Source organism: Achromobacter sp. 1011811831 (assembly GCF_059760905.1).
On record NZ_JCBANG010000003.1, the window covers coordinates 104,276 to 125,334 of the forward strand.

Sequence of the window (21,059 nt, forward strand, 5' to 3'; positions counted from 1 at the left end):
GCGAGCCTGGCCGTCCGGAGAGGCCCAGGCGTCGCGGGGCGGCTTCGATGCGCCCGATTCAGCCATCCGATTCCGGCGGGATGCCGCCTTGGTAAATGCGGCCGCCGAATTCGAAGCGGGTGATGGTCTTGCGCGCGGCATCGAAGATGCGATCGCGCGCCGCCTCGTCGGCCTCGGGGCCGTCGGCCAGCGTGAAGCGGCACAGGTCGATGCCGCTGTCATAGTAGGCCCGGCGCACCAGGGCGCTGACGCCGGCCTCGTGGGCGAAGTGCGCGAACTCGCGCAGCTGCTCCATTTCATGGAAGGCGCCGGCGCCGCTGACCAGCAGCATGCCGAACTTGTGTTCCTCGGCGGTCTCGGCCGGCGCGGAATTGTTGGGCGCCGTCGCGCCAGCGGGCGCGGGGTCGTCGTAGTCGAATCGCGCGCCGGCCTCGCGCATCGCCGCCAGCACGCGCTGCCATTGCGCTTCGTCCAGCACCTGGCGAGCCATCATGTAGAACAGCCGCTGGCGGCCCAGGGCGCGCGGCTCGGGGCCGCCGATGTAGCTGCTCCAGGGGGCGGCCGCGTCCAGTCCGGCCAGTTCGGCCATGCGCGCGTCGCCGTGGCCCAGCCTGTCCTGCAGGCGCCGCAGCGCCTGGGCATCCGGGGGAAGATAGTTCTGGATCGTCTTCATGCGCGCCTCCATGCCTAGTGTGCTGTCCCGCAGGATGAATTTCGTCATGCGGACGTACGGGACAGCACACTAGCCTTGCGGCCGCTGCGGGCCCGGCCGCGCCGTGTTCATGCTAGCGCCGCATCGCGGCCTTGCCCAGGGGGCCGGCCCGCGCCGGGCGCCGTGCTAGGATTTGCGCCGACCCCAATACCGCCAGGAGCAAGCGCCATGGATATCCAGGAACAAATCGCCGTCATCGTCCACACCATTTCCCATCAGGGCGGACGTATCGACGCCTTGAACGCGACGCTGCTGTCGATGCTGCATCTGGCCAAGTCCTCGCCCGGCCTGCGCGAGGCCATCGAGGCGCAGCTGGAGCAGAACTACTCCAGCCTGCTGGCCCGTTCCGAGAACCCGCAGTACGTGGCTGGCTTCGAGAGCGTGCGCGACCAGATCGTGGCCGCGCTCAAGTGATGGCGCGGCGCGCCGGACCCACGGCCGCTGTCCATGGCCCGGCCCGTCCGCAGCCATGCGGCATAGTTACCCACATCTTTTGTGGACAAGCCTTGGGATAGCGGGGGTACAGCCTGGAAAAATCCTTTGATTACAAGGGCTTGTTCGCGCTGCTCAAGAACGGCGTCGGCCGGGCGCCAGAAGGAGCCGCCATGCGGGCCCCAAGCCGGGTAATATGCGCCCCCATGCGGAATCAGTATCGATTGGAAACACCGGGCCGGGCGTCGTACGCCAGGATCTCGGAAGCGGCAAAGCTGGCGGCGTTCGACCCCGGCAAACTTTCACCCGAGGCGCGCCAGAGCTGGGAGCGTCTGGGGCATGACTTCAAGGCCTGGCATGACTTCGATCAGCGTCATCCCGTCCTGCGCCGCCTGGCGCTGCTGCCCGTGATCGGCGGCTGGTATCGCAAGGCCCGCCGCCGCCATGTGCTGCGGGTCGGCGGCAGGCTGCTGGTGTGACGGGGCGCGCCTGAGCCGCCCTGGACGGTCACGGCAAGGCGCCTTCCGGCGCCTCAGCGGCGGCGTTTCGCCAGCCAGCGATGGACCAGCCACACCACCGCCGCCACCGCCAGCGCGGCCGCGAGCTTGGTTTCGACGCCATGCAGCCGCCCCAGCAGCGACTCGATGGTCTGCCCGAACAGGTAGCCCAGCAGGCTGAAACACACGGCCCAGATGGCCGCCGCCACGACGTTGAGCAGCAGGAAGCGCGGCGCCGGCACGTTCGACACGCCCAGCGCGATCGGCCCCACCGTGCGCAGCCCGTACAGGAAGCGCAGGCTGAGGATGAAGCCGTCAGGATGCCGGTCCACCGCCTCCAGCGCCTTGGCGAAAGCCGGCTTGGCGCGCAGCCGCAGCACCAGCCTGTGATCGCGCCAGCGCCGGCCCAGGTAGAACAGCGCCTGGTCGGCGATCAGCGAGCCGGCGAAGGCGCACAGCATCACGCCCGGCAGGCGCAGCAGGTGCTGGTGCGCCAGGAATCCGGCGAACACCACCACGCTCTCGCCCTCGAGCAGCGTGCCCCCCAGCACCGCCCACAGGCCGTAGCTGGCGATGAACTCGTGCAGCGCCGGGCTCATGGCGCGGGCCTCCCACGGCCGCGCGTCACGCCTGCCCCGCTTCGACGATGCGCGCCAGCGTTAGCAGGGCGCGGTCGATCTCGGGCGTGTGGCGCTGGCCGCAGCTGATGCGCAGGAAGTGTTCGTAGCGGCCGCTGTTGGAGAACATCGCTCCCGGCGCCACGCGTATGCCCTGGCGCAATGCTTCTTCGAACACGCGCATGCCGGAGCGGCCGCCGGGCATCTCGACCCACAGCAGCATGCCGCCGCGCGGCATGCTCAGGCGCGTGCCAGGCGGAAAGTGGGAGGCGATGAGTTCGGCGCCGCGGTCGCGCTGCGTCTTCAGTTCGCGCCGCAGCCGGATCAGGTGCCGGTCATAGGCGCGCGATCCCAAGTAGTCGGCCACGGCGATCTGCGCCAGCGGTTCGTTGGGGCGGCTTTGCGCGAACTTCAGCATGGCGATGCGCGCCTTCCAGCGCCCGCCCAGCAGCCAGCCCAGCCGCATGCCCGGCGCCAGCGTCTTGTGCATGGACGCGCAATAGATCACGTTGCCGGTGGGGTCCCAGGACTTGGCCGCGGGTAGCGGCGCGTCGTCGTCGGTCAGCGCGCCGTAGGTGTCGTCCTCGATCAGCGGCACCTGCTGGCGTTCGCACAACGCCACCAGCCGGGCTTTTTCCGCGTCCGGCATCACGCAGCCCAGCGGGTTCTGGAAGTTCGGCACGACCACCACGGCGCGGATGTTGCCGTGGGTCTGGAAGGCCAGGTCCAGCGCCTCGATCGACAGGCCGTGCTGCGGGCTGGTGGGGATCTCCAGCGCGCGCATGCCCAGGCTTTCGAGGATCTGCAGCAGGCCGAAGTAGCAGGGCGATTCCACCGCGATCGTGTCGCCGGGCCGCGCCACGGCCCGCAGCGCCAGGTTCAGCGCCTCGATGCAGCCATGCGTGACGATGACATCGTCGGCGCTGGCGTTGATGCCGTTGGCCAGCGCGCGGCGGGCCAGCACCGCGCGCAGTTCGGGATGGCCCTGCGGCGGCACCGGGCTGACCAGCGTCTGCGGCGATTGCCGCAGCACGCGGATCATCGCCTGTTTCAGCTCTTCCATGGGGTAGGCCTCGGGCACGGCCGCCGCCAGCGCGAAGTTGGCGCTGACCGGATGGGCCTCGCATTTGGCGATGAAGTCCGAGACGCGGTCATGGATGCCCACGTACTGGGCGGCGCCCAGCGCCTGCCGGATGTCCGGCTCGGCCACCGGCGGTATGCCGTTGCGCCGCGGCTTGAGCACGAAATAGCCGGAACGCGGCCGCGCCTCGATCAGGCCGTCGTCCTCCAGCAGGCGGCAGGCCTGCAGCGCCGTGGACAGGCTGACATGGTGGGTGCGGACCAGGGCGCGGACCGAGGGCATGCGCTGGTCCGGGGCGAGCACGCCGTTCTGGATGGCGCGCCGGTAATGATTGGCCAGGCGGAGATAGAGCGGTTGCGATTCCATGCGCCGATCATGCTCCCCGTGTGTGGATGGCGGCTAGGCACAGATGCAGCCAAAGTACACCATAACAGCAGGGAAATCGAGCCTCTGCATCGGTACAGAAAGCTGGGATGTGTGGCTGTTGCGCATAGCAGGGCCCGCGTAGCCTGTCAGCATCGACAGGAGATGATCATGAACCCCAATTCCCCGCCCGGGCCGCACACGACGCGCCTGGATCTGGCCGGCGGCGCCTCGCGGACATTCCTGCTGCGGGCCGGCGCCAACATCGTCTGCCTGAGCGGCAGCCTGCTCATCGACGCGCCGCGCCTGCCCGAAAACGGCGCGCCGTGCCCGCCGCTGCGCCTGAATGCAGGCGAGGCGCAGGGCGTGGGGCACGGCGGCGTGCTGCGCGTCACCGCCATTGGCGCCGCCCAGCTGGTCTGCCTGAATCCGCCGGGCTGGACAGCCCGCCTGGGGCACTTGCTGCGGGGTGGGCTGGCGCTGCTGGCGGGCGTCGCGGCGCGTCAAAAAACCGGGGGCGGAGTCGATGCGCTGCACAACATTTCAAAATGATGTATGATTCACACATCAGACGCGGGGTGGAGCAGTCTGGCAGCTCGTCGGGCTCATAACCCGAAGGTCGTAGGTTCAAATCCTGCCCCCGCAACCAGTTTCAGCAGCGTCGCCATCTGATGGTGACGCGATAAAAAGCCCCGAATGCGCAAGCGTCGGGGCTTTTTGCTATCCGGTCTCTTCGCAAGACGCCGGCTGGCACGCGTGCATCGGAAGCGGGACGGCTTCCAGGGCGTGCATGCCTGTCAGGCTGTCAGCCGTTTCTCGAACCAGTGATGGGCGTAGGGCTCGTCGCTGAAGGCAGCGACTTCCACATAGCCGGCCTGCCGGTAGAGCCGGATCGCCTCGCTCAGCGCCCGGTTGGTTTCCAGGCGCACGCTGCGCGCGCCGTGCTGGCGCGCCTGGGTTTCGGCCTGGGCGATCAGGCGCCGCCCCAGGCCCAGTCCTCGGGCGGACGGGCTGACCCACATCCTCTTGAGCTCGCAAGGCGCTGGACCATGGAATTTGAGCGCCACGCATCCCGCCGGCTCGCCATGCAGCCGGGCCATGATCAAGGCGCCTTGCGGATGCCTGAGCTCGCGGGCATCGGCCGGCAGGCTGTTGTCCGGATCGAAACCGGCATCGAAGCGGGCGTTCAGCTCGGCAAAATACTGCATGAAACACCCGCGCGCGTCATCGCTGTCCGGATCCTCGACGGCAAAGCTCACCAGCGATGCCTGCAGCAGGCGTTCGACTTCGGCCATTGCCTCGACCAGCCGCTGGCGTTGCCCGTCGCTCAGTGGTTCCAGCACGCGGGAGGCGACCGAGTCCGACAGCTTCTCCAGTTCGTTTCTTTCGTCCAGGCCGGCAGGGGTCAGCCTGGCCCGGCGCACCCGGCGGTCGTCCGGGCGCGCTTCAACCAGGACGAGTCCCTGCCGTTCGAGCGAGACCAGGGTGCGGCTGAGGTAGCCGGAATCCAGGTTCAGGCGCGCCCGCAGCGTGCGCAGATCGGCGCCCTCGGCGCCGATTTCCCATAGCAGCCGGGATTCGCCCATCGGCCGGCCGCGTCCCAGGAAGCGGTCGTCGATCGCGCCGATGCCTGCGGCGACGACGCGGTTGAAGCTGCGGACCTGCTGGATGTCGGATGGGTTCATATCTCTGACTTTAGTCAGAGATATGGGCACCATCAATGCCCGCGCGGCTCGCCCGTCATTCCGAGTACTCGCCGTCGGCGACGCGATTCATGTGCAGGGCGGGCGCCGCCATGAAATCCTGGAATGTGGCGATATCGCCGTACTCCTCGTGTTCGATATCCCAGTAGCCGATGCGTCGGGTCTTGGGATTCCAGACCAGCACCGTGTCGGAATAATCGCCGGACGAGCGGCTCAGGCGCAGCACCTTCTTGCGGCCGGCCTTCATCGGCACCGTATCCGTCAGCGCGAAGAACTCCACGAAACCGAAATCGCAGTCGGGCAGTTCGATGCGTCGCTGCGCGCCTTGCAGGAAGTCGAGCAGGTCCGGCGCCAGCTTGTAGGGCTTGAGTTCATGCAGCCGGTTGGCCAGGCTGTGCAATTCCGGAGGTTCCAGCGACTTGAAATACGCCGCCAGCGCCGCGTCGTCCTGTTCGACCGCGACGGTATAGGGACGGTCGCCGTCGCGATTGGTCAGCGAGACGTCCGCGCCATGCTCCACCAGCAGGCGGCACAGGTTCAGGTCGCGATTGCGGGCGGCCACCAGCAGGGGCGTCGCGCTGTCCGAGAACACCTGGTCGCGGGCGTGGAAATTGATGTCCACGCCATGCGCGAGAAAGAAATCCACCGCCTGCCGGTTGCGACTGAATACCGCCGAGCGGAAGGCTTCCCCGCCATGTCTGGCGGCGGTGTGCCCGAGCGCCTCGATGACGGGCAGGTGCTTGAGCTTCCTGCCATACAGCGCCTGCTGGTAGGCGTCGCCGCCGACCTTGCGCCGGGCATGGATGTCGGCGCCATGGGCCGCCAGATGCCGCATCAGGTCCGGCGTGCCGTAGCGGGCGGCCAGCGCAAAGGCGGGCGCGTCCGCGCGGTTCAGGTCGGCGCCGCGCTCGACCAGCCAGTGCACGGACGCGGCGGCATTGGCGGCCAGCGCCAGCAAGAGCGGCGGCTCCTGGGTGTGCGGGCCCAGCACGATGGCGGCCTCGATATCGCAGCCTTCGGCCAAGGCGCGGTCCAGCGCGGCGACGTCGCCTGCCAGCAGCGCCGCCACGAACGGCGGCACGGTCTCGAAATTGCCGATGTCGGCGATCTTCACCATCAGATGGAACTCCAGCCACGGACGGACCCTGGCTCCGGATTGCGTGAGGCGCATGATGCGCGCGGGCCATCCTAGCATGCGTGCCAGGCCGTACCGCGCCGGGGCGTGCCGGGCAACTTCGCCCATATCCCTGTGCAGCATGGTCTTGACTTCAAGTCGACTTGAAGCGCCAGACTGGCGCCATTCCGCTGCCCGGGGCAAAGCGCGTCCGGGCCGGGAGGAATCGAAGGAGAAGAGCATGAGCGTGTGGGACGAGATGTACGCCGACGAGGCCTACGTATATGGAACCGAGCCGAACGCCTTCCTGGCGCAATATGCGGCGCTGCTGGCCGGGCCGGTGCTGAGCGTGGCCGAGGGGGAAGGGCGCAACGCCGTCTATCTGGCCACGCAGGGCCTGGATGTGCTGGGTGTGGACCAATCCGAAACCGGCCTGGCGAAGGCGCGCCGGCTGGCGGCGGCCAGGGGCGTGCGGATCCGCACGGAGGCCGCCGATCTGGCCGCCTATGCGCCACCGCCAGCCACGTTTGGCTCGCTGGTATCGATATACGCGCATATGCCCAGCCGGATACGCAAGCGCTTGCACCACGCGGCCGAGTCCGCGTTGAGGCCGGGCGGCATCGTCCTGCTCGAGGCCTATCGCCATGAACAACTGGGAAGAGGCACGGGCGGGCCGGACGATCCGGACATGTTCATGGCGCTTGCCGACCTGGAACGCGAGTTTCCCCATTGCGACATCCTGCTGTCGCGCGAAATCGAGCGCGACGTGACCGAGGGCGTGTTTCACACCGGCATGGCCTGCGTCGTACAGTTCATTGCCCGCAAGCGCTCCGAGGGCTGAGGCGAAGCGGCGGCGGGTCCCCGGCGGCCCGGCCATGACGTTTGCATCCGGTTGTTTCCCTGTCGGACTGCCCCGCCGCTTGCGCCAGGTCAAGCGCAAGCGTGGTCCGGAGTTTCCCCGATAGCTTGCGGGCGCACGACAGGGCGGTGCTGAGCTACCATGGTTCCAGCCTGCGGCTTGGCCGCGAACAAGGAGGGTGCATGGGTACAGCAAAATACGATCATCCCGGTTATGTCGCCGACACGGGCGATGCAGGCAAGTATCACGTGGGCATCTGGTGCCCGCACGGCTATCCCGCCCATATCCATATCGGCAGGCCAGCCGATGGCGGCGATCCCCTGGCGCTGCTGCGCCTGCGCATACCGGACGGCGTGTTCCAGTCGCTGGCCGACGATCCCGAGACGCTGTGCCGTCGGGCGCTGGGGCAGGCGCTGGGCGCGGGCCTGCTGCGCACCGTGTCGGTGGACGGCGACTACCAGGAGATCCGCTTCGAACTCGATGCCGAGCCCTGGGGCGGCCCCATGCTGGCGGCGCGGGCCTGATGAGTTGCCCACAGCGGCTGTGGAAAAGCCTTGGGATAGCCGCTGTGCATGTGTAAATAGTGACGCAATAACAAGGGCTTGGCGCCGGCGCTCAATAAGTGTCCGATCCGGCGCCCGGCCCCTGTTCACCACCCCCATGCGACAATCGCAGCCGCCGCGCCGCCCGCGGCGCTTTTTTTTTGTTTTTCCCACGCCATGATTCCGCCACGTTGCTCCGCATTTCCGTGCCTGTTCCGCCATGACTGCTCGCGCGCGTCCGTCGCTCGCGACGGACGCCCGGGGAAGGGACGATGAGCGCAGTGAAGGGCGACGCCAGGCCCTGGCGCGTGGCCGTGATCGGCGGTGGTCCCGCCGGCCTGATGGCGGCCGAGGGCCTGGGCGCCCGGGGATACAGCGTGGATGTGTATGACGCCATGCCGTCGGTCGGCCGGAAGTTCCTGATGGCGGGCCGGGGGGGATTGAACCTGACGCACAGCGAGCCGGCCGGGCCGTTCCTGGCCCGTTACGGCGATCGCGCCGCGCAGGTCGCGCCATGGCTGGCACGGATGGATGCCGCCGCCTTGCGCGACTGGGCGCAGGGCCTGGGCGTGCGCACCTTCGTCGGCACGTCGGGTCGCGTGTTCCCCGAGGAAATGAAGGCCGCGCCGCTGCTGCGCGCCTGGCTGGCGCGCCTGCGCGCGGCCGGCCTGCGCTTTCACATGCGGCATCGCTGGCTGGGCTGGCCCGAGGATGCGGCGGGCGGCGCCGCGGATCTGCGTTTCGATACGCCCGAGGGCGAGCGCCGCGCCTCGGCCGATGCCGTCGTGCTGGCCCTGGGCGGCGGCAGCTGGGCCCGCCTCGGTTCGGACGGCGCCTGGGCGCCGGGCCTGCGCGCGCGCGGCGTCGCCGTGGCGCCGTTGCGGCCGGCCAATTGCGGTTTCGACGTGGAATGGTCGGAACATTTCCGCGAGCGCTACGCGGGGCAGCCGGTCAAGCCGGTGTCCATGCGCTGCGGCGACGACGCGAAGGCCCGGCAGGGCGAATTCGTGGTTACGCGCAGCGGCATCGAGGGCAGCCTGGTCTATGCGCTGTCGGCGGCGTTGCGCGATCGCCTGCAGGCCGATGGCCGCGCGACCGCGGTGCTGGATCTGCTGCCCGACTGGCCGCAGGAAAAAGTGATGGCGGCGGTGACGCATCCGCGCGGCTCGCGTTCGCTGTCCAGCCATCTGCAGAGCCGGCTGGGCCTGACCGGCGTGAAGGCGGGCTTGCTGCGCGAATGCGCCGGTGAACAGGCGCTGCGCGATCCCGCCCTGCTGGGCGTGCGCATCAAGGCGCTGCCGGTGCCGTTGCAGCGCGCGCGTCCGATCGACGAGGCGATCAGCACGGCGGGGGGCGTGAGCTTCGACGCGCTGACGCCGGGTCTGATGCTGCGCGCCATGCCCGGCGTGTTCTGCGTAGGCGAAATGCTGGATTGGGAAGCGCCCACCGGCGGCTATCTGCTGACCGCCTGCATGGCGGGCGGGCTGGCGGTGGCGGAAGGCGTGGCGGCCTACCTGGACGCGCCACGCGGGGATTGAGGCTTCAGGAGCTGGTGAGGATGGATGGGCTCGCCGGCGCGGCGCGCGGGGCCAGGTCGCTGACCACCTGGCCGACCACGGGCGGCGCGCCGTCCTGGGCCAGGATGCCGATGACCCGGGTAACCGAGCCGGCTTCCACGCGGGAACCCTGGCCCGGATCCTGAACCAGCTGCCAGATCACCGCGTCCGCGGCGTCGATGTCGGTCAGGCTGGCGTTGGATTCGTCCAGGCAGCCACGGGTGAATGCGGACCAGTCGGCCGCGCTGCAAGGCAGCCCGTGCGCCGTGGCCAGGCGCGCCAGCGCCAGCGGCGCGTCGCGCTGGCTCGCGGCCTGCTGGGCGGCGGCGCCCAGCGACACGTCCAGCGACAGCTGGCGCAGAAATTCCACGACGTTATCCGTATTCATCTTGCGGTCTCCCTCTCAAGCCGTTCAGGTTGGCGGGCGCGGTGGTGTCAGCCGGGCTTGCCGCCCAGCATCGACACCAGCGATTGCTTCAGGCGCGGCGAAAAAATGGGCACGGTGTGGGACACGCCGCTGCGGTCCACGCCTTCTTTCAGTTCGACGGACTGGCCCTGGAACACTTCCGGCGCGCGGGCGACGTCGTTGTAGCGCGCGAGCAGCGCGTCCACCTGGGACTGGGCGTCCGCCAGCGTGCTGCACGAAGCCAGCTTGCCGGCCGTGTGTTCTTGCAGGATGCGATGCAGGTCGTCGATGAAAAGGGCCAGCGCCGCCGGACCCCGGCAGCCGGGCTGTTCCCAGCCCCAGCTTTTCGGGGCCGTAGCGCCGGCCGTCGATGCGTATGTCTTGGTCATTCGTGCATCCTAATGCATTGCCGTGAAATGCGCGACAAGGGCAAGCGAGCGCCGGCCGGGGGCGCTGCGGCCGGCGGCGGCGAGCCCGTTTTCGCGGGCCGATGGCCGATGCTCAAGACGCGGGCTTTGCGGTATGCTGGGCTCGGTTTTCAAGCCAGGAAAGGAGAACTCCATGAAGAACAAAGTCTTTCTCGTCATGCTGCTTTCGATCGCCGCGCTTTCGGCGGGCTGCAATACCGTCGCGGGCGCGGGCAAGGATATACAGCGCGGCGGAGAAAAGATCGAGGACGCCGCCAAGAAGTAGGCAGCCTCGCCAGCGTCTGTTCGCGCGGCGCAGGGCCGCGTTCGGGATGCCCAGGCATGCCGGACGCGGCTTTTTTTATCGCCGGGCCGCTGCTGGAGGGCGCGTCGCCTTGACGGCCGCAAGCGGGCGTCGCGCGTTTGTGCCCGGCCGGTCACGAATGCGGGGCTGGCATAATCGCGGGAATCCGAAAGTCTGAAACGGGAACGATGATGCGCAAGTCTGTATGGATGGTGGGCGCGATGCTGGCGGCGTCGCTGGGCGGGTGCGCGAGCACCGGTGTGTACGAGGCCGAAACCGCGCTGCACGAAACCTTCATCGTCGACACGAATTCGCAGGCCGCGTTCCGACGCGCGGGCGAATACGTGCGCGCCTGCCACGTGAATGTCGCCCATCCCTACAACGTCGCCTATGCCTGGAAGCCCAAGCTGGGCGAGAAGGGCGCGCCCGACGAGGTGCAGGTCTACAAGGTGGGCGAGCAGGCCAAGGTGCTGGAACTGATCACGTCCGAAGCCGAAAGCCCGAGCAAGGCCAAGGTGACGATCACCGTGGTGGGCGAGGGCCGCTGGGACAAGGCCGAGATCGCCGCCGCCCGCGCCTCGATCGAGAGCGCCACGCCGGCCTGCCGCCAGGGCGGCTGATCATGGAGCCGCGCTCGGGGCAGGGGCGGGCAGGCGCGATGGCGTTCGCGCTGTTCGCCGGCGCGTTCCGCCTGCTGGCCTGGATCAACGGCGGCGCGGCGCTGGTGCTGGTGTTCTTCATGCTGGGCGTGATCGGCTCGGACGTGGCCGCGCCCGATCTGCAGGCGCCGCTGGCGCTGTACCTGGCGGGTTTCCTGGGCGCCTGCGGCGGCCTGCTGTTCGGCTGGCTGGCGCAGGCCAGCCTGTTGCGGCAGGGCGACACCCTGCGGCCCGGCCGACGGCACTGGCCGGCCCAGGCGCTGGCCGTGCTTTTCTATGTGGCGAGCGCGCTGTGCTTCTGCGCCGCCTGCTGGCTGGCCGCCGGTTCCGCCACCACGGCCGATGCCTCGGTGACGACGGGCTACACCGGCGTCTAGAGAAAATCACGGGTAAACCCGTGTGCGCAAAAGTGTTGGACTTGCATTTGCGTTGAGAATAATATGCGCAGTGCGTATATAAATCCTCTTCCTCGGGGCCTGTCATGACCATCTCCCAGCAAGCTTTCCTGCGCGACGCCATGCGACGCCTGAACCTGACGCGCGACGTCTTCGCCACCCGCATCGGCGTCAAGCGCCGGGCGCTGGACACCTGGCTGCTGCCCGAGGGCTCGCAGGAATTCCGCGCCATGCCGGAAGTGGTGCAGCGCTTCGTCAGCGAAATCGTGCAGAACGGTGTGCTGCTGGAAAAATATACGCAAAGCGTACAAGATGGCCCGCTGCGTGACCGCATCGCCATCGAAGGCAAGCATCAGCTGGTGTCGGTGGACCAGTTCACGCGTGAATCGGTGGAAGACCTGTTCCGCGTGGCCGACATGATGCAGCCCATCGCGCGCCGCCAGAAGATCTCGCGCGTGCTCGAAGGCGCGGTGCTGGGCAACCTGTTCTTCGAGGCCAGCACCCGTACCCGCGTCAGCTTCGGCTCGGCCTTCTGCCGTCTGGGCGGCTCGGTCTGCGACACCACCGGCTTCACGTTCTCGTCCATGGCCAAGGGCGAATCCATCTACGACACCAGCCGCGTCATGAGCGGCTATGTCGACGCGATGGTGATCCGTCATCCGGACCAGGGCTCGGTGGCCGAATTCGCGCGCGCCACCAACATTCCGGTGGTCAACGGCGGCGACGGTCCTGGCGAACACCCCAGCCAGGCGCTGCTGGACCTGTACACGATCCTGACCGAGTTCTCGCGCCTGGGCAAGCTGCTGGACGGCGCGCACATCGCCATGGTCGGCGACCTGAAGTATGGCCGCACCGTGCACTCGCTGATCAAGCTGCTGGCGCTGTACAAGGGTGTGAAGTTCTCGCTGGTGTCGCCGCGCGGCCTGGAGATGCCTTCCTACATCATCGAACAGGCCAGCCGCAACGGCAACGTCATCGAGCAGAAGAGCTCGCTGGGCGAGGGCCTGGCGGGCGCCGACGTGATCTACGCCACGCGCGTGCAGAAAGAGCGCTTCGCCAACGAAGAGAACGAAGGCTACACGCCCGACTTCCAGATCAACCGCGCCATCATCGATGAATACTGCGGTCCGGACACCATCGTGATGCACCCGCTGCCGCGCGACAGCCGTCCCGGCGCCAACGACCTGAGCGTGGACCTGAACCACGATCCGCGCCTGGCGATCTTCCGCCAGACCGACAACGGCATCCCCATCCGCATGGCGATCTTCGCGGTGCTGCTGGGCGTGGAAGGGCTGGTGCAGCACTCGATGCGCGACGTGACGTGGCAGCATCCCACCCACATCGGCCCCGACGACTCGGCCTTCCACGGCCTGGACTGATCCGCGCCGTTCCGATTTTCCCCACGCGGCGGCCGCGCTTGCGGCCCGCCCCGGGCGATTTGAAGCATAATCCGCGCTGGTTTTGCCGTCGGGATGTCCTGGCGGCGAGTTTGTGTCGCGCGCCGCTGCCGGGCGCGCTTCGGGGCTAGCGGCCCTGATCCGGTCGGATGGTCCCCTATGTCTTCGAGCAGCAGCGCAATCCCCGTCACTCCCGCCGTTGCCGGCCAGGCCTGCTATCTGAGCGCATCGAATGCACAGGCCTGGCAGGCGGTCTACCAGTCCGTGGACGCCTACACCCGGGGGCAGGTCGCCGCCGTGGTGTCCGACAGCGCCACCGCGCTGGTCGACGCCTTCTATTCCACGCTGCTGTCCGACGCCGAGGCGGGGCCGCGCCTGTCGCACGAGATCGTCTCGACCCGCCTGAGCAGCGCCATGAAGGGCTGGCTCAAGGGCCTGCTCTGCGTGCGCGACCAGGGCGACATCGCGGCGCTGATGGCGACTCAGAAAAAGGTCGGCGAGGTCCATGCGCGCGTGCACATCCCCATCCATCTGGTGATGGCCGGCGCGCGCATCCTGAAGAACGAGATCGCGCTGCGCCTGCGCGCCAGCGACCTGGACGGCATGGCCGCGTCGGTGGCCACGCAGTACGTCTGTAATCTGTTCGACCTGGCGATCGAGCAGATGAGCCGCGCCTTCATGCGCGACGTCAACCGTGGCGCGCGCAACGACGAGGCCTACCGCTTGTTCGCGCTGGGGCAGAACATCTCCACCGAGCGCGAGCGGCAGCGCGCCGCGCTGCTCGAATGGAGCCAGGCCGTGCTGATCGGCCTGCACTACCGCGCCCCCGAGCAGGTGCTGCCGCGCCTGGCGGCCTCGGAGTTCGGCCTGTGGCTGCACCACAAGGGCGGCGTGCTGTTCGAAAGCGCGCCCGCGCTGCGGCAGATCATGGAAGCGGTGGCGCGCCTGGACGACGTGGTGCTGCCTAGCCTGATGCGCGGCGCCGAGGGGCAGGGCGCCATGCCGGACCTGGTGCGCGAGCTGCAGGAACTGGTGGCGCGCATCAAGCACCTGCTCAACGGTCTGTTCGACATGGTGGCGGAAATCGAGAGCGGCAGCGATCCGCTCACCAACGTGTTGAACCGGCGCTTCCTGCCCTCGGTCATCGGCCGCGAGATCGCCATCGCCACGCGTCAGCATTCCGCGTTTTCCGTGCTGCTGCTGGACATCGATCACTTCAAGTCCATCAACGACCAGTACGGGCACAGCGGCGGCGATCAGGTGCTGCGCCAGTTCGCCGAAGTCGTGCACCAGGCCTGCCGTTCGAGCGACTTCGTGTTCCGCTACGGCGGCGAGGAATTCCTGGTGGTGCTGGTGGACACGGGGCCGGAGGCCGCGATGCTGGTCGCGCAGAAGCTGGGCGCGGAAATCCGCCGCCACGCCTTCTCGGTGTCGGAGGCCGGCAATCTGAAGATCACGGCCAGCATCGGCGTGGCCTCGTTCGACGGCCATCCCGACTACGCCTACCTGATCGAGCGGGCCGACAAGGCGCTGTACCGCGCCAAGCAGGCCGGACGCGACCAGGCCGTCGCGGCCTGAGCGGCGAGGGGCCGCCGAGCCCCTGGACCGCCGTGTATCCAGGCCTTGGCAACCGTGCTGTTCCGGCGCGCGCCGGATTTCGGATCGCATGATGCAAAACCCCCGGAAGGCTGGATCGGAATCCAGCTTCCCGGGGGTTTTGGCATTCAGGCTTCGGCTATCCCGGGCGGCGCGGGCAGTCCCGGGATGCGGCGTTCAGACGCGCTTCTCGCCGCCCAGCGCCTCGACCAGCTCGGCCATCAGCTTGGCCAGCTCGCCCGTCATCAGCATCATGTCGGAGTCGAACTTCTCGTCGTCGTTGGCGGCGATGGCTTCGTTGCCTTCCTTGAGCACGTCCAGCGGCGCGACGCGCTTGACGTCCAGGTTCTCGGTCAGCACGAAGGAGATGCGGTCGGCCCAGGTCATGGCCAGGCGCGTGCACTGCTTGCCGGACTGGATGTGGCGGCGCACGTCGTCAGCGTCGATGGAGTGCTTGACGTATCGGATCGCCGCGCCGCTTTCGCCGGACGAGCGCAGCTCGGTGTCCTGGTCGATGGTGAAGTTGGACGGCGCCTCGTCCTCGGCCAGCCAGCCGGTCATGGCCGAGGCGGGCGACTGGGCCACGTACAGGTTTTCCAGCGGGAACGGATCGATGCACTTGGCCAGCAGGCCGATCACTTCATCGGCCTTGGCCGAGGCTGCGGCGTCGATGACCAGCCAGTGGTTCTGCGGGTCGATCCAGACGCGGGTGTCGCGGTACACGCTGAAGGCGCGCGGCAGCAGCTCGTCGGTGACGCGCTCCTTGATTTCCTTCATCTGCTTGCGGCCCGGCTTGTAGCCTTGCTGCTCTTCGATTTCCTGGGCGCGCGCCTTGGCGACCTGGTTGACCACGGTGCCGGGCAGCAGCTTCTTCTCGGCGCGCAGCGTCAGCAGGATCTGTCCGCCCACCACGTGCGCCAGTCCGCCGTTCTCGCGCGGCGGCACCCAGCCCAGGCTCTGCATTTCGAGATTGTTGGCGCCGGCGCTGCCGCTGGCCTGATAGGCATGCCGCGCGAGCGTTTCTTCCAGCTGCTCGCCCACGAGCGTCCACGGCGAGGAAAGGCGGTAGATCTTAAGGTTCTTGAACCACATGTGCGTCGGCCAAAAGGGTTGATTCTATACGACCCGGCCCACCCGGATCGACCTTGCGCTGCGCGCGCGCGACGCGACACGATCTGTCACTGACAGCCCGTGGCGCATGCGGTAACGTCCGCCGCAACGCTCATCGACACAAGGAGAACAGCATGAAATTGTCGACAATCATTGGCGCAGTGCTGATCGTGCTGGGCGTGGCCGCGCTGGCGTACAAGGGCTTCAACTACAAGTCCGAAGAGACTGTGCTGCAGATCGGCTCGGTCAAGGCCACCGCGGAAACCGAGAAGTCCGTGGCCATCCCGTCGTGGGCGGGCATCGCCGCCATCGTGGTCGGCGTGCTGGTGGTTGGCGTGGGCATGCGCCGCTGATACGACGCCAAGGCATTTCCCGAGGGCCCGCGCTTGCGCGGGCCTGCTCGCGCGCGCAAAAAAAAGCGGCCCGGCGCTATGCAGGCCGGGCCGGTACGGGAGCACGCAATGCCGCGTCATAAAAGGCTCGCGGGGAACGCGACATTGGTGTCAGAGGAGCAGCCCTGCAAATCGTCTGGCAGGGGGATCAATCGCCAGGTGATTTGGCGCAAGGCCGTAATCTGAGGCGCCAGTCTAAGGGCAGGGGTCTGACAGCGTCCTGAATCGAACAGGGCGCGCGCGGAACACAGAATTCCATGTGCGGCATGGCGAAGCGACATGTCTCGCGACGCGCCTGCCGGCGCGGGTCCGCCGCGTGTGGGCTGGCCTTGCCGGTTCGACGCGGACAGGGCAAAAAAAAAGCTCCCGAGGGAGCTTTGTGAAAGGCCGGGCAGGCGCAGCAGTCCCGCCCGGCGGGGGATGGATGGTTTAGTCGTTGATGTCGTTGTCCTTGGTCTCGCGCACGAACAGCGTGCCGATGACCAACGTCATCACGGCGATGATGATCGGGTACCACAGGCCGTCGTAGATGTTGCCGGTGGCGGCCACCACGGCGAAGGCGACCGGGGGCAGGAAGCCGCCGAACCAGCCGTTGCCGATGTGGTACGGCAGGCTCATCGAGGTGTAGCGGATGCGGGTCGGGAACATTTCCACCAGCATGGCCGCGATCGGGCCGTACACCATGGTCACGTAGATCACCAGGATGGTCAGCAGCAGCACGACCATGACGTTGTTGCTCTGGGCCGGATCCGCCTTGGCGGGATAGCCGTGCGTGCGGATCGCGGTGGTCAGGGCCTTGTCCAGCTCGGCGGCCTTGGCCTTGAACTCGGCCGGCGCCAGCGTCTTGCCGTCGAACGAGGCGAACTCGTCGCTGCCGATCTTGACCTTGGCGACCGAACCGGCGGGCGCCGCTTCGTTCTTGTAGTTCACCGAGTTGCGGGCCATGAAGGACTTGACCACGTCGCAGGAGCTGGTGAACGAGGCCGTGCCCACTGGGTTGAACTGGAACGAGCAGGTCGCCGGATCCGCGATCACCGTCACCGGGGCCGAGGCCTGGGCCTTTTCCAGCGCCGGGTTGGCGAAGTGGGTGAGGCCCTGGAAGATCGGGAAGTAGGTCAGCGCGGCGATCAGGCAGCCGGCCATGATGATGGGCTTGCGGCCGATCTTGTCCGACAGCGCGCCGAACACGACGAAGAACGGGGTGCCGATCAGCAGCGCCACGGCGATCATGATGTTGGCGGTGTTGGCGTCGACCTTCAGCGTCTGCGTCAGGAAGAACAGCGCGTAGAACTGGCCCGTGTACCAGACCACGGCCTGGCCGGCGGTCAGGCCCAGCAGCGCCAGCAGCACGACCTTCAGGTTCTTCCACTGGCCGAACGATTCGGCGATCGGCGCCTTCGAACCCTTGCCTTCTTCCTTCATGCGCTGGAAGGTCGGCGATTCATTGAGCTGCATCCGGATCCACACCGAGATGCCCAGCAGCACCACCGAGATCAGGAACGGAATGCGCCAGCCCCAGGCCTTGAAGTCGTCTTCGCCCATGAACGTGCGGATGCCCAGGATCACCAGCAGCGACAGGAACAGGCCCAGCGTGGCGGTGGTCTGGATCCACGACGTGTAGAAGCCGCGGCGGCCATGCGGCGCGTGCTCGGCCACGTAGGTGGCCGCGCCGCCGTACTCGCCGCCCAGCGCCAGGCCTTGCAGCAGGCGCAGCACGATCAGGATCGCGGGAGCGGCCAGGCCGATGCTGGCGTAGCTGGGCAGCACGCCCACCAGGAAGGTGGACAGGCCCATGATCACGATGGTGACCAGGAACGTGTACTTGCGGCCGACCAGGTCGCCCAGGCGGCCGAACACCAGCGCGCCGAACGGACGCACGGCGAAGCCCGCCGCGAACGCCAGCAGGGCGAAGATGAAGCCCGCGGTGGGGTTCACGCCGGAGAAGAAGTGTTGCGCGATGATGGCCGCGAGCGAGCCATACAGATAGAAGTCATACCATTCGAAAACCGTGCCCAGCGAGGACGCGAAGATGACGCGGCGTTCATCCTTGGTCATCGGGCGCGGATCCGCGGAGGGACCGCGGCCTGCCACAGTGGTTGTGCTCATGATGTCTCCTCGTTTTTGTCGCCGGCGGTTTCTCCGCCGTGCCTGACCCTCCGCCGGCGAGGCCGACATCGAGCTATACGCAAGGTAGGGAACGAGACTGACTCGGTTCTGACGTAACCCTTACCTGAGGCTTAAATTTGCAACAAAAAGAAACCGCCTCATAGAGAGGCTAGGGATAGCACTTAGGAACCAAAAGCGTGGGCGTCGCGCTGTTTTGGGCTTTCGGCAAGCCGCCGCGGCCATTGGAAGGGATGCATGCGCGGGCATATCCGCGCAGCGACGCGCTAGGCGTCGGCGGACGGGTCCGGTTCCGCGTACAGCGGGAAGGCGACGCGGATGCGGGTGCCCGGCAGGTCGGAATAGGGGCTTGGATGGTCGCTGATGACGACCGTGGCCTGGTGGGTCTGCGCGATCTCGCGCACGATCGCCAGGCCCAGGCCGCTGCCGTCGGACAGCGTGCCCAGCACGCGGTAGAAGCGGTCGAAGACGCGCTCGCGTTCTTCCGGCGCGATGCCGGGGCCCGAGTCCTCGACCTCCAGCACGCCTTGCTCGCCCTGGCTCTGCACCCGCACTGTGATGTGGCCGCCCCGCGGCGTATAGCGCAGTGCGTTGTCCACCAGGTTGTTCAGCAGCTCGGCCAGCAGCAGCGGGTTGCCGTTGATCTCGACCGGCGTCTCGGCGCCCTCGAAACCCAGGTCGGTGCTGAGCGACAGCGCGTGCGGCACCCAGTGCATGGCCTGCTCGTAGGCGATGGCGTTCAGGTCGGTGCGGGCCAGGCCGATGGCGGCGGGGTTCTCGGCGCGCGCCAGCAGCAGCAACTGGTTCACCAGGCGGGTGGCGCGCTCCGATCCGGTGACCAACTGGCGCAGGCTGGATTGCATTTCCTCGGGACTGGCGTCGCGCAGCGCCAGCTCGGCCTGCGTGCGCAGCCCGGCCAGCGGCGTCTTCAGCTGGTGCGCGGCGTCTGCCACGAAGCGGCGCTGCGCCTGCACGTTGGACGACAGCCGGTCCAGCAGGTCGTTCATGGCTGCCAGCAGCGGCGCGATCTCGGACGGCGCGGCGCGCTCGTCGATCGGCGACAGGTCGTCGGGCCGGCGCGCGCGCAGCCGCTGTTGCAGCGCGTTCAGCGGCGCCACGCCGCGCGACAGCCCGAACCACACCAGCAGCACCGCCACGGGCAGCACCACGAACTGCGGGATGATCACGCCCTTGATGATGTCGTTGGCGAGCTGGGTGCGCTTTTCCACCGTCTCGGCCACGATCAGCAGCGCCGGCTGCGTGCCGGGCAGGTTCAGGTCGACCCAGGTGTAGGCCATGCGCACGCCGAAGCCGCGCAGCGTGTCATCCTCGTACAGCACCTGGCCGGGGCTGGGCTGGCCCACGCTGGCCGGCAGCGGCAGGGCGCGGTCGCCCCCCAGGTACTCGCCGCGGCTGCCCAGCGCCAGCCAGAATACGCTGTCGGTCTCGTCGGCGCGCAGCACGTCGCGCGCGGCGTCGGTCATCCTCAGCGTCGCGCGGCCTTCCTGCGCGTAGACCTGGCGCGTCAGCACGTGCAGATTGTTGGCCAGCGCGCGGTCGTAAGGCACGTTGGCGATGTTCTGGGCGACCACATAGGTGATGGCCACGCTCATGGGCCACAGCAGGAACAGCGGCGCCAGCATCCAGTCCAGGATCTCGCCCAGCAGCGACCTTTGCGGCGGCGCGAAGCTGGGGCCCTTGGCCCCCGCCCGCATGACATCCAGTGCCTCTTGATTGAGCGTTTCGGGATGCTGCGGGGAATCAGCTGGCGAGGTAGGCCGCACCCTGGTCCCGTTCAAGGCAATATCCCAGGCCGCGCACGGTCACGATCTTCACGCCGCTGGGTTCGAGTTTCTTGCGCAGGCGGTGCACATAGACCTCGATCGCGTTGGTGCTGACTTCCTCGCCCCATTCGCACAGGTGGTCGACCAGCTGGGTCTTGCTGACCATGCGGCCGCTGCGCGTGAGCAGGATCTCGAGCAGGCTGACCTCGCGCGCGGACAGGTCCAGCGTCTGCTCGTCGACCATGGCCACCCGGCCGGTCTGGTCGAACACCAGGCGGCCATGCTTGAGCAGCGTGGCGCCGCCGCCGGCGCCGCGGCGGGTCAGCGCGCGCACGCGCGCCTCCAGCTCGGACAGCGCGAAGGGCTTGGCCATGTAGTCGTCGGCGCCCAGGTCCAGGCCCTTGACGCGCTGCTCGATGCTGTCGGCGGCGGTCAGGATCAGGACGGGCAGGGAGGAATTGCGCGCGCGCAGGCGCCGCAGCACTTCCAGGCCCGCCAGATGGGGCAGGCCGAGGTCCAGGATGAGCAGGTCGAAGGCCTGGGCGGCCAGCGCGGAATCGGCCGCCAGGCCGTCGCGCACCGCGTCGACCGCGTAGCCGTTGTGCCGTAGCGAGCGGGACAGGCCGTCTGCCAGGATACTGTCGTCTTCGGCGATCAGGATACGCATGGGCTGCTGCTAGTGTTGTTGTACGTCCCCCGCGCGATGCCGGTTGCCTGCCCTGTCGCCCGCGCGGGTTTTTCTTCTGTCGCGGGCCGTCCGGCGGCGCAATGGGGACGAATCACCGGGGGCGTCTGGGATTCTGTCACAGGGCGTGGCGCTTGCCACTCAGGGTATACGTGGAAAACTCTGGCACACTGTTTTTTTGTACAGTACAATCCGATGCCATAATCTCGACCGACAGAAATCCAGGCCGTTGACGATTCCGATCCCCCGCCCTGGACTGAGCAGCAAGATTGTTAACCCCCGTGTTAGCCCGGGGCGCAAGCCCGAACCCGACCCGCAACCCGA

23 protein-coding genes and 1 tRNA gene are annotated in these 21,059 nt (G+C 67.9%); 13 read left to right on the forward strand and 11 right to left on the reverse strand.

Annotated features, from left to right (window positions below; genetic code table 11):
* Positions 1 to 58 precede the first annotated feature (58 nt).
* Positions 59 to 673: a hypothetical protein gene (locus tag AC6LJ9_RS02280; RefSeq protein WP_498146295.1), complete on the reverse strand. Its 615-nt coding sequence runs from the start codon at positions 671 to 673 to the stop codon at positions 59 to 61.
* Between the two features lie 207 nt (positions 674 to 880).
* Here AC6LJ9_RS02280 and AC6LJ9_RS02285 point away from each other — a divergent pair, with 207 nt between their 5' ends.
* Together AC6LJ9_RS02285 and AC6LJ9_RS02290 are read left to right on the forward strand one after the other, a co-directional pair.
* A complete protein-coding gene (locus tag AC6LJ9_RS02285; RefSeq protein ID WP_103273442.1) occupies positions 881 to 1,126 on the forward strand; it encodes a hypothetical protein in 246 nt (81 codons plus the stop codon).
* Positions 1,127 to 1,266: 140 nt separating this feature from the next.
* The gene (locus AC6LJ9_RS02290; protein ID WP_498146296.1) at positions 1,267 to 1,623 is read left to right on the forward strand and encodes a hypothetical protein; all 357 of its coding nucleotides are present in this window, start codon (positions 1,267 to 1,269) and stop codon (positions 1,621 to 1,623) included.
* Between the two features lie 53 nt (positions 1,624 to 1,676).
* On the opposite strand, the gene AC6LJ9_RS02295 is transcribed toward AC6LJ9_RS02290, so the two are convergent.
* On the reverse strand, positions 1,677 to 2,240 hold the full coding sequence (locus AC6LJ9_RS02295) for a DedA family protein (protein WP_498146297.1): 564 nt from the start codon (positions 2,238 to 2,240) through the stop codon (positions 1,677 to 1,679).
* A 25-nt stretch (positions 2,241 to 2,265) separates the two neighbouring features.
* Positions 2,266 to 3,705 (reverse strand): aminotransferase-like domain-containing protein, encoded by a 1,440-nt coding sequence (locus AC6LJ9_RS02300; RefSeq protein WP_498146298.1) that lies wholly within the window; start codon positions 3,703 to 3,705, stop codon positions 2,266 to 2,268.
* Between the two features lie 168 nt (positions 3,706 to 3,873).
* Between AC6LJ9_RS02300 and AC6LJ9_RS02305 the strand changes: the two genes are divergently transcribed.
* On the forward strand, positions 3,874 to 4,254 hold the full coding sequence (locus AC6LJ9_RS02305; protein ID WP_498146299.1) for a hypothetical protein: 381 nt from the start codon (positions 3,874 to 3,876) through the stop codon (positions 4,252 to 4,254).
* 20 nt (positions 4,255 to 4,274) lie between these two features.
* Positions 4,275 to 4,351 (forward strand) — tRNA-Met (locus AC6LJ9_RS02310).
* A gap of 148 nt (positions 4,352 to 4,499) precedes the next feature.
* Here AC6LJ9_RS02310 and AC6LJ9_RS02315 read toward each other — a convergent pair.
* Positions 4,500 to 5,387, reverse strand: a complete 888-nt coding sequence (locus tag AC6LJ9_RS02315) for a bifunctional helix-turn-helix transcriptional regulator/GNAT family N-acetyltransferase (protein ID WP_498146300.1) — start codon at positions 5,385 to 5,387, stop codon at positions 4,500 to 4,502.
* Positions 5,388 to 5,442: 55 nt separating this feature from the next.
* Positions 5,443 to 6,576: an ankyrin repeat domain-containing protein gene (locus AC6LJ9_RS02320; protein WP_498146301.1), complete on the reverse strand. Its 1,134-nt coding sequence runs from the start codon at positions 6,574 to 6,576 to the stop codon at positions 5,443 to 5,445.
* Between the two features lie 184 nt (positions 6,577 to 6,760).
* On the opposite strand from AC6LJ9_RS02320, the gene AC6LJ9_RS02325 reads away from it, so the two are divergent.
* The 3 genes from AC6LJ9_RS02325 (at position 6,761) to AC6LJ9_RS02335 (ending at position 9,458) form a co-directional block, all read left to right on the forward strand.
* On the forward strand, positions 6,761 to 7,360 hold the full coding sequence (locus AC6LJ9_RS02325) for a class I SAM-dependent methyltransferase (RefSeq protein WP_498146302.1): 600 nt from the start codon (positions 6,761 to 6,763) through the stop codon (positions 7,358 to 7,360).
* Positions 7,361 to 7,560: 200 nt separating this feature from the next.
* Positions 7,561 to 7,902 (forward strand): hypothetical protein, encoded by a 342-nt coding sequence (locus AC6LJ9_RS02330; RefSeq protein WP_212313262.1) that lies wholly within the window; start codon positions 7,561 to 7,563, stop codon positions 7,900 to 7,902.
* 290 nt (positions 7,903 to 8,192) lie between these two features.
* Complete coding sequence (locus AC6LJ9_RS02335; protein WP_498146303.1) at positions 8,193 to 9,458, forward strand: TIGR03862 family flavoprotein; 1,266 nt, start codon at positions 8,193 to 8,195, stop codon at positions 9,456 to 9,458.
* A 4-nt stretch (positions 9,459 to 9,462) separates the two neighbouring features.
* Here the strand turns inward: AC6LJ9_RS02335 and AC6LJ9_RS02340 are convergent, their stop codons facing one another.
* Positions 9,463 to 9,864, reverse strand: a complete 402-nt coding sequence (locus AC6LJ9_RS02340) for a hypothetical protein (RefSeq protein WP_212313264.1) — start codon at positions 9,862 to 9,864, stop codon at positions 9,463 to 9,465.
* Between the two features lie 47 nt (positions 9,865 to 9,911).
* Positions 9,912 to 10,271, reverse strand: coding sequence for a hypothetical protein (locus AC6LJ9_RS02345; protein ID WP_498146304.1), 360 nt, complete (start codon positions 10,269 to 10,271; stop codon positions 9,912 to 9,914).
* 172 nt (positions 10,272 to 10,443) lie between these two features.
* Between AC6LJ9_RS02345 and AC6LJ9_RS02350 the strand changes: the two genes are divergently transcribed.
* The 5 genes from AC6LJ9_RS02350 (at position 10,444) to AC6LJ9_RS02370 (ending at position 14,622) form a co-directional block, all read left to right on the forward strand.
* Positions 10,444 to 10,575 carry an entericidin A/B family lipoprotein gene (locus AC6LJ9_RS02350; RefSeq protein WP_103273452.1) on the forward strand — a complete coding sequence of 44 codons (132 nt, stop codon included), beginning with the start codon at positions 10,444 to 10,446 and terminating at the stop codon, positions 10,573 to 10,575.
* Positions 10,576 to 10,784: 209 nt separating this feature from the next.
* Positions 10,785 to 11,213: a BPTD_2524 family lipoprotein gene (locus tag AC6LJ9_RS02355; protein WP_103276379.1), complete on the forward strand. Its 429-nt coding sequence runs from the start codon at positions 10,785 to 10,787 to the stop codon at positions 11,211 to 11,213.
* 2 nt (positions 11,214 to 11,215) lie between these two features.
* Complete coding sequence (locus AC6LJ9_RS02360; RefSeq protein ID WP_498146305.1) at positions 11,216 to 11,629, forward strand: hypothetical protein; 414 nt, start codon at positions 11,216 to 11,218, stop codon at positions 11,627 to 11,629.
* A gap of 104 nt (positions 11,630 to 11,733) precedes the next feature.
* Complete coding sequence (locus AC6LJ9_RS02365) at positions 11,734 to 13,026, forward strand: aspartate carbamoyltransferase (protein ID WP_212313268.1); 1,293 nt, start codon at positions 11,734 to 11,736, stop codon at positions 13,024 to 13,026.
* 177 nt (positions 13,027 to 13,203) lie between these two features.
* Positions 13,204 to 14,622: a diguanylate cyclase gene (locus AC6LJ9_RS02370; RefSeq protein ID WP_498146306.1), complete on the forward strand. Its 1,419-nt coding sequence runs from the start codon at positions 13,204 to 13,206 to the stop codon at positions 14,620 to 14,622.
* A 195-nt stretch (positions 14,623 to 14,817) separates the two neighbouring features.
* On the opposite strand, the gene AC6LJ9_RS02375 is transcribed toward AC6LJ9_RS02370, so the two are convergent.
* Entirely contained in the window at positions 14,818 to 15,732 is a 915-nt protein-coding gene (locus tag AC6LJ9_RS02375; protein WP_103273456.1) for a recombination-associated protein RdgC, read from the reverse strand.
* Positions 15,733 to 15,884: 152 nt separating this feature from the next.
* Here AC6LJ9_RS02375 and AC6LJ9_RS02380 point away from each other — a divergent pair, with 152 nt between their 5' ends.
* The gene (locus AC6LJ9_RS02380; RefSeq protein WP_212313271.1) at positions 15,885 to 16,103 is read left to right on the forward strand and encodes a hypothetical protein; all 219 of its coding nucleotides are present in this window, start codon (positions 15,885 to 15,887) and stop codon (positions 16,101 to 16,103) included.
* Between the two features lie 468 nt (positions 16,104 to 16,571).
* Here the strand turns inward: AC6LJ9_RS02380 and AC6LJ9_RS02385 are convergent, their stop codons facing one another.
* From AC6LJ9_RS02385 to AC6LJ9_RS02395, 3 genes are all read right to left on the reverse strand, one after another.
* On the reverse strand, positions 16,572 to 18,248 hold the full coding sequence (locus AC6LJ9_RS02385; protein WP_498146307.1) for an MFS transporter: 1,677 nt from the start codon (positions 18,246 to 18,248) through the stop codon (positions 16,572 to 16,574).
* A gap of 284 nt (positions 18,249 to 18,532) precedes the next feature.
* Positions 18,533 to 19,909: a sensor histidine kinase gene (locus AC6LJ9_RS02390; RefSeq protein ID WP_498146327.1), complete on the reverse strand. Its 1,377-nt coding sequence runs from the start codon at positions 19,907 to 19,909 to the stop codon at positions 18,533 to 18,535.
* Positions 19,910 to 20,027: 118 nt separating this feature from the next.
* Positions 20,028 to 20,717, reverse strand: coding sequence for a response regulator (locus AC6LJ9_RS02395; RefSeq protein ID WP_103273459.1), 690 nt, complete (start codon positions 20,715 to 20,717; stop codon positions 20,028 to 20,030).
* Positions 20,718 to 21,059 lie beyond the last annotated feature (342 nt).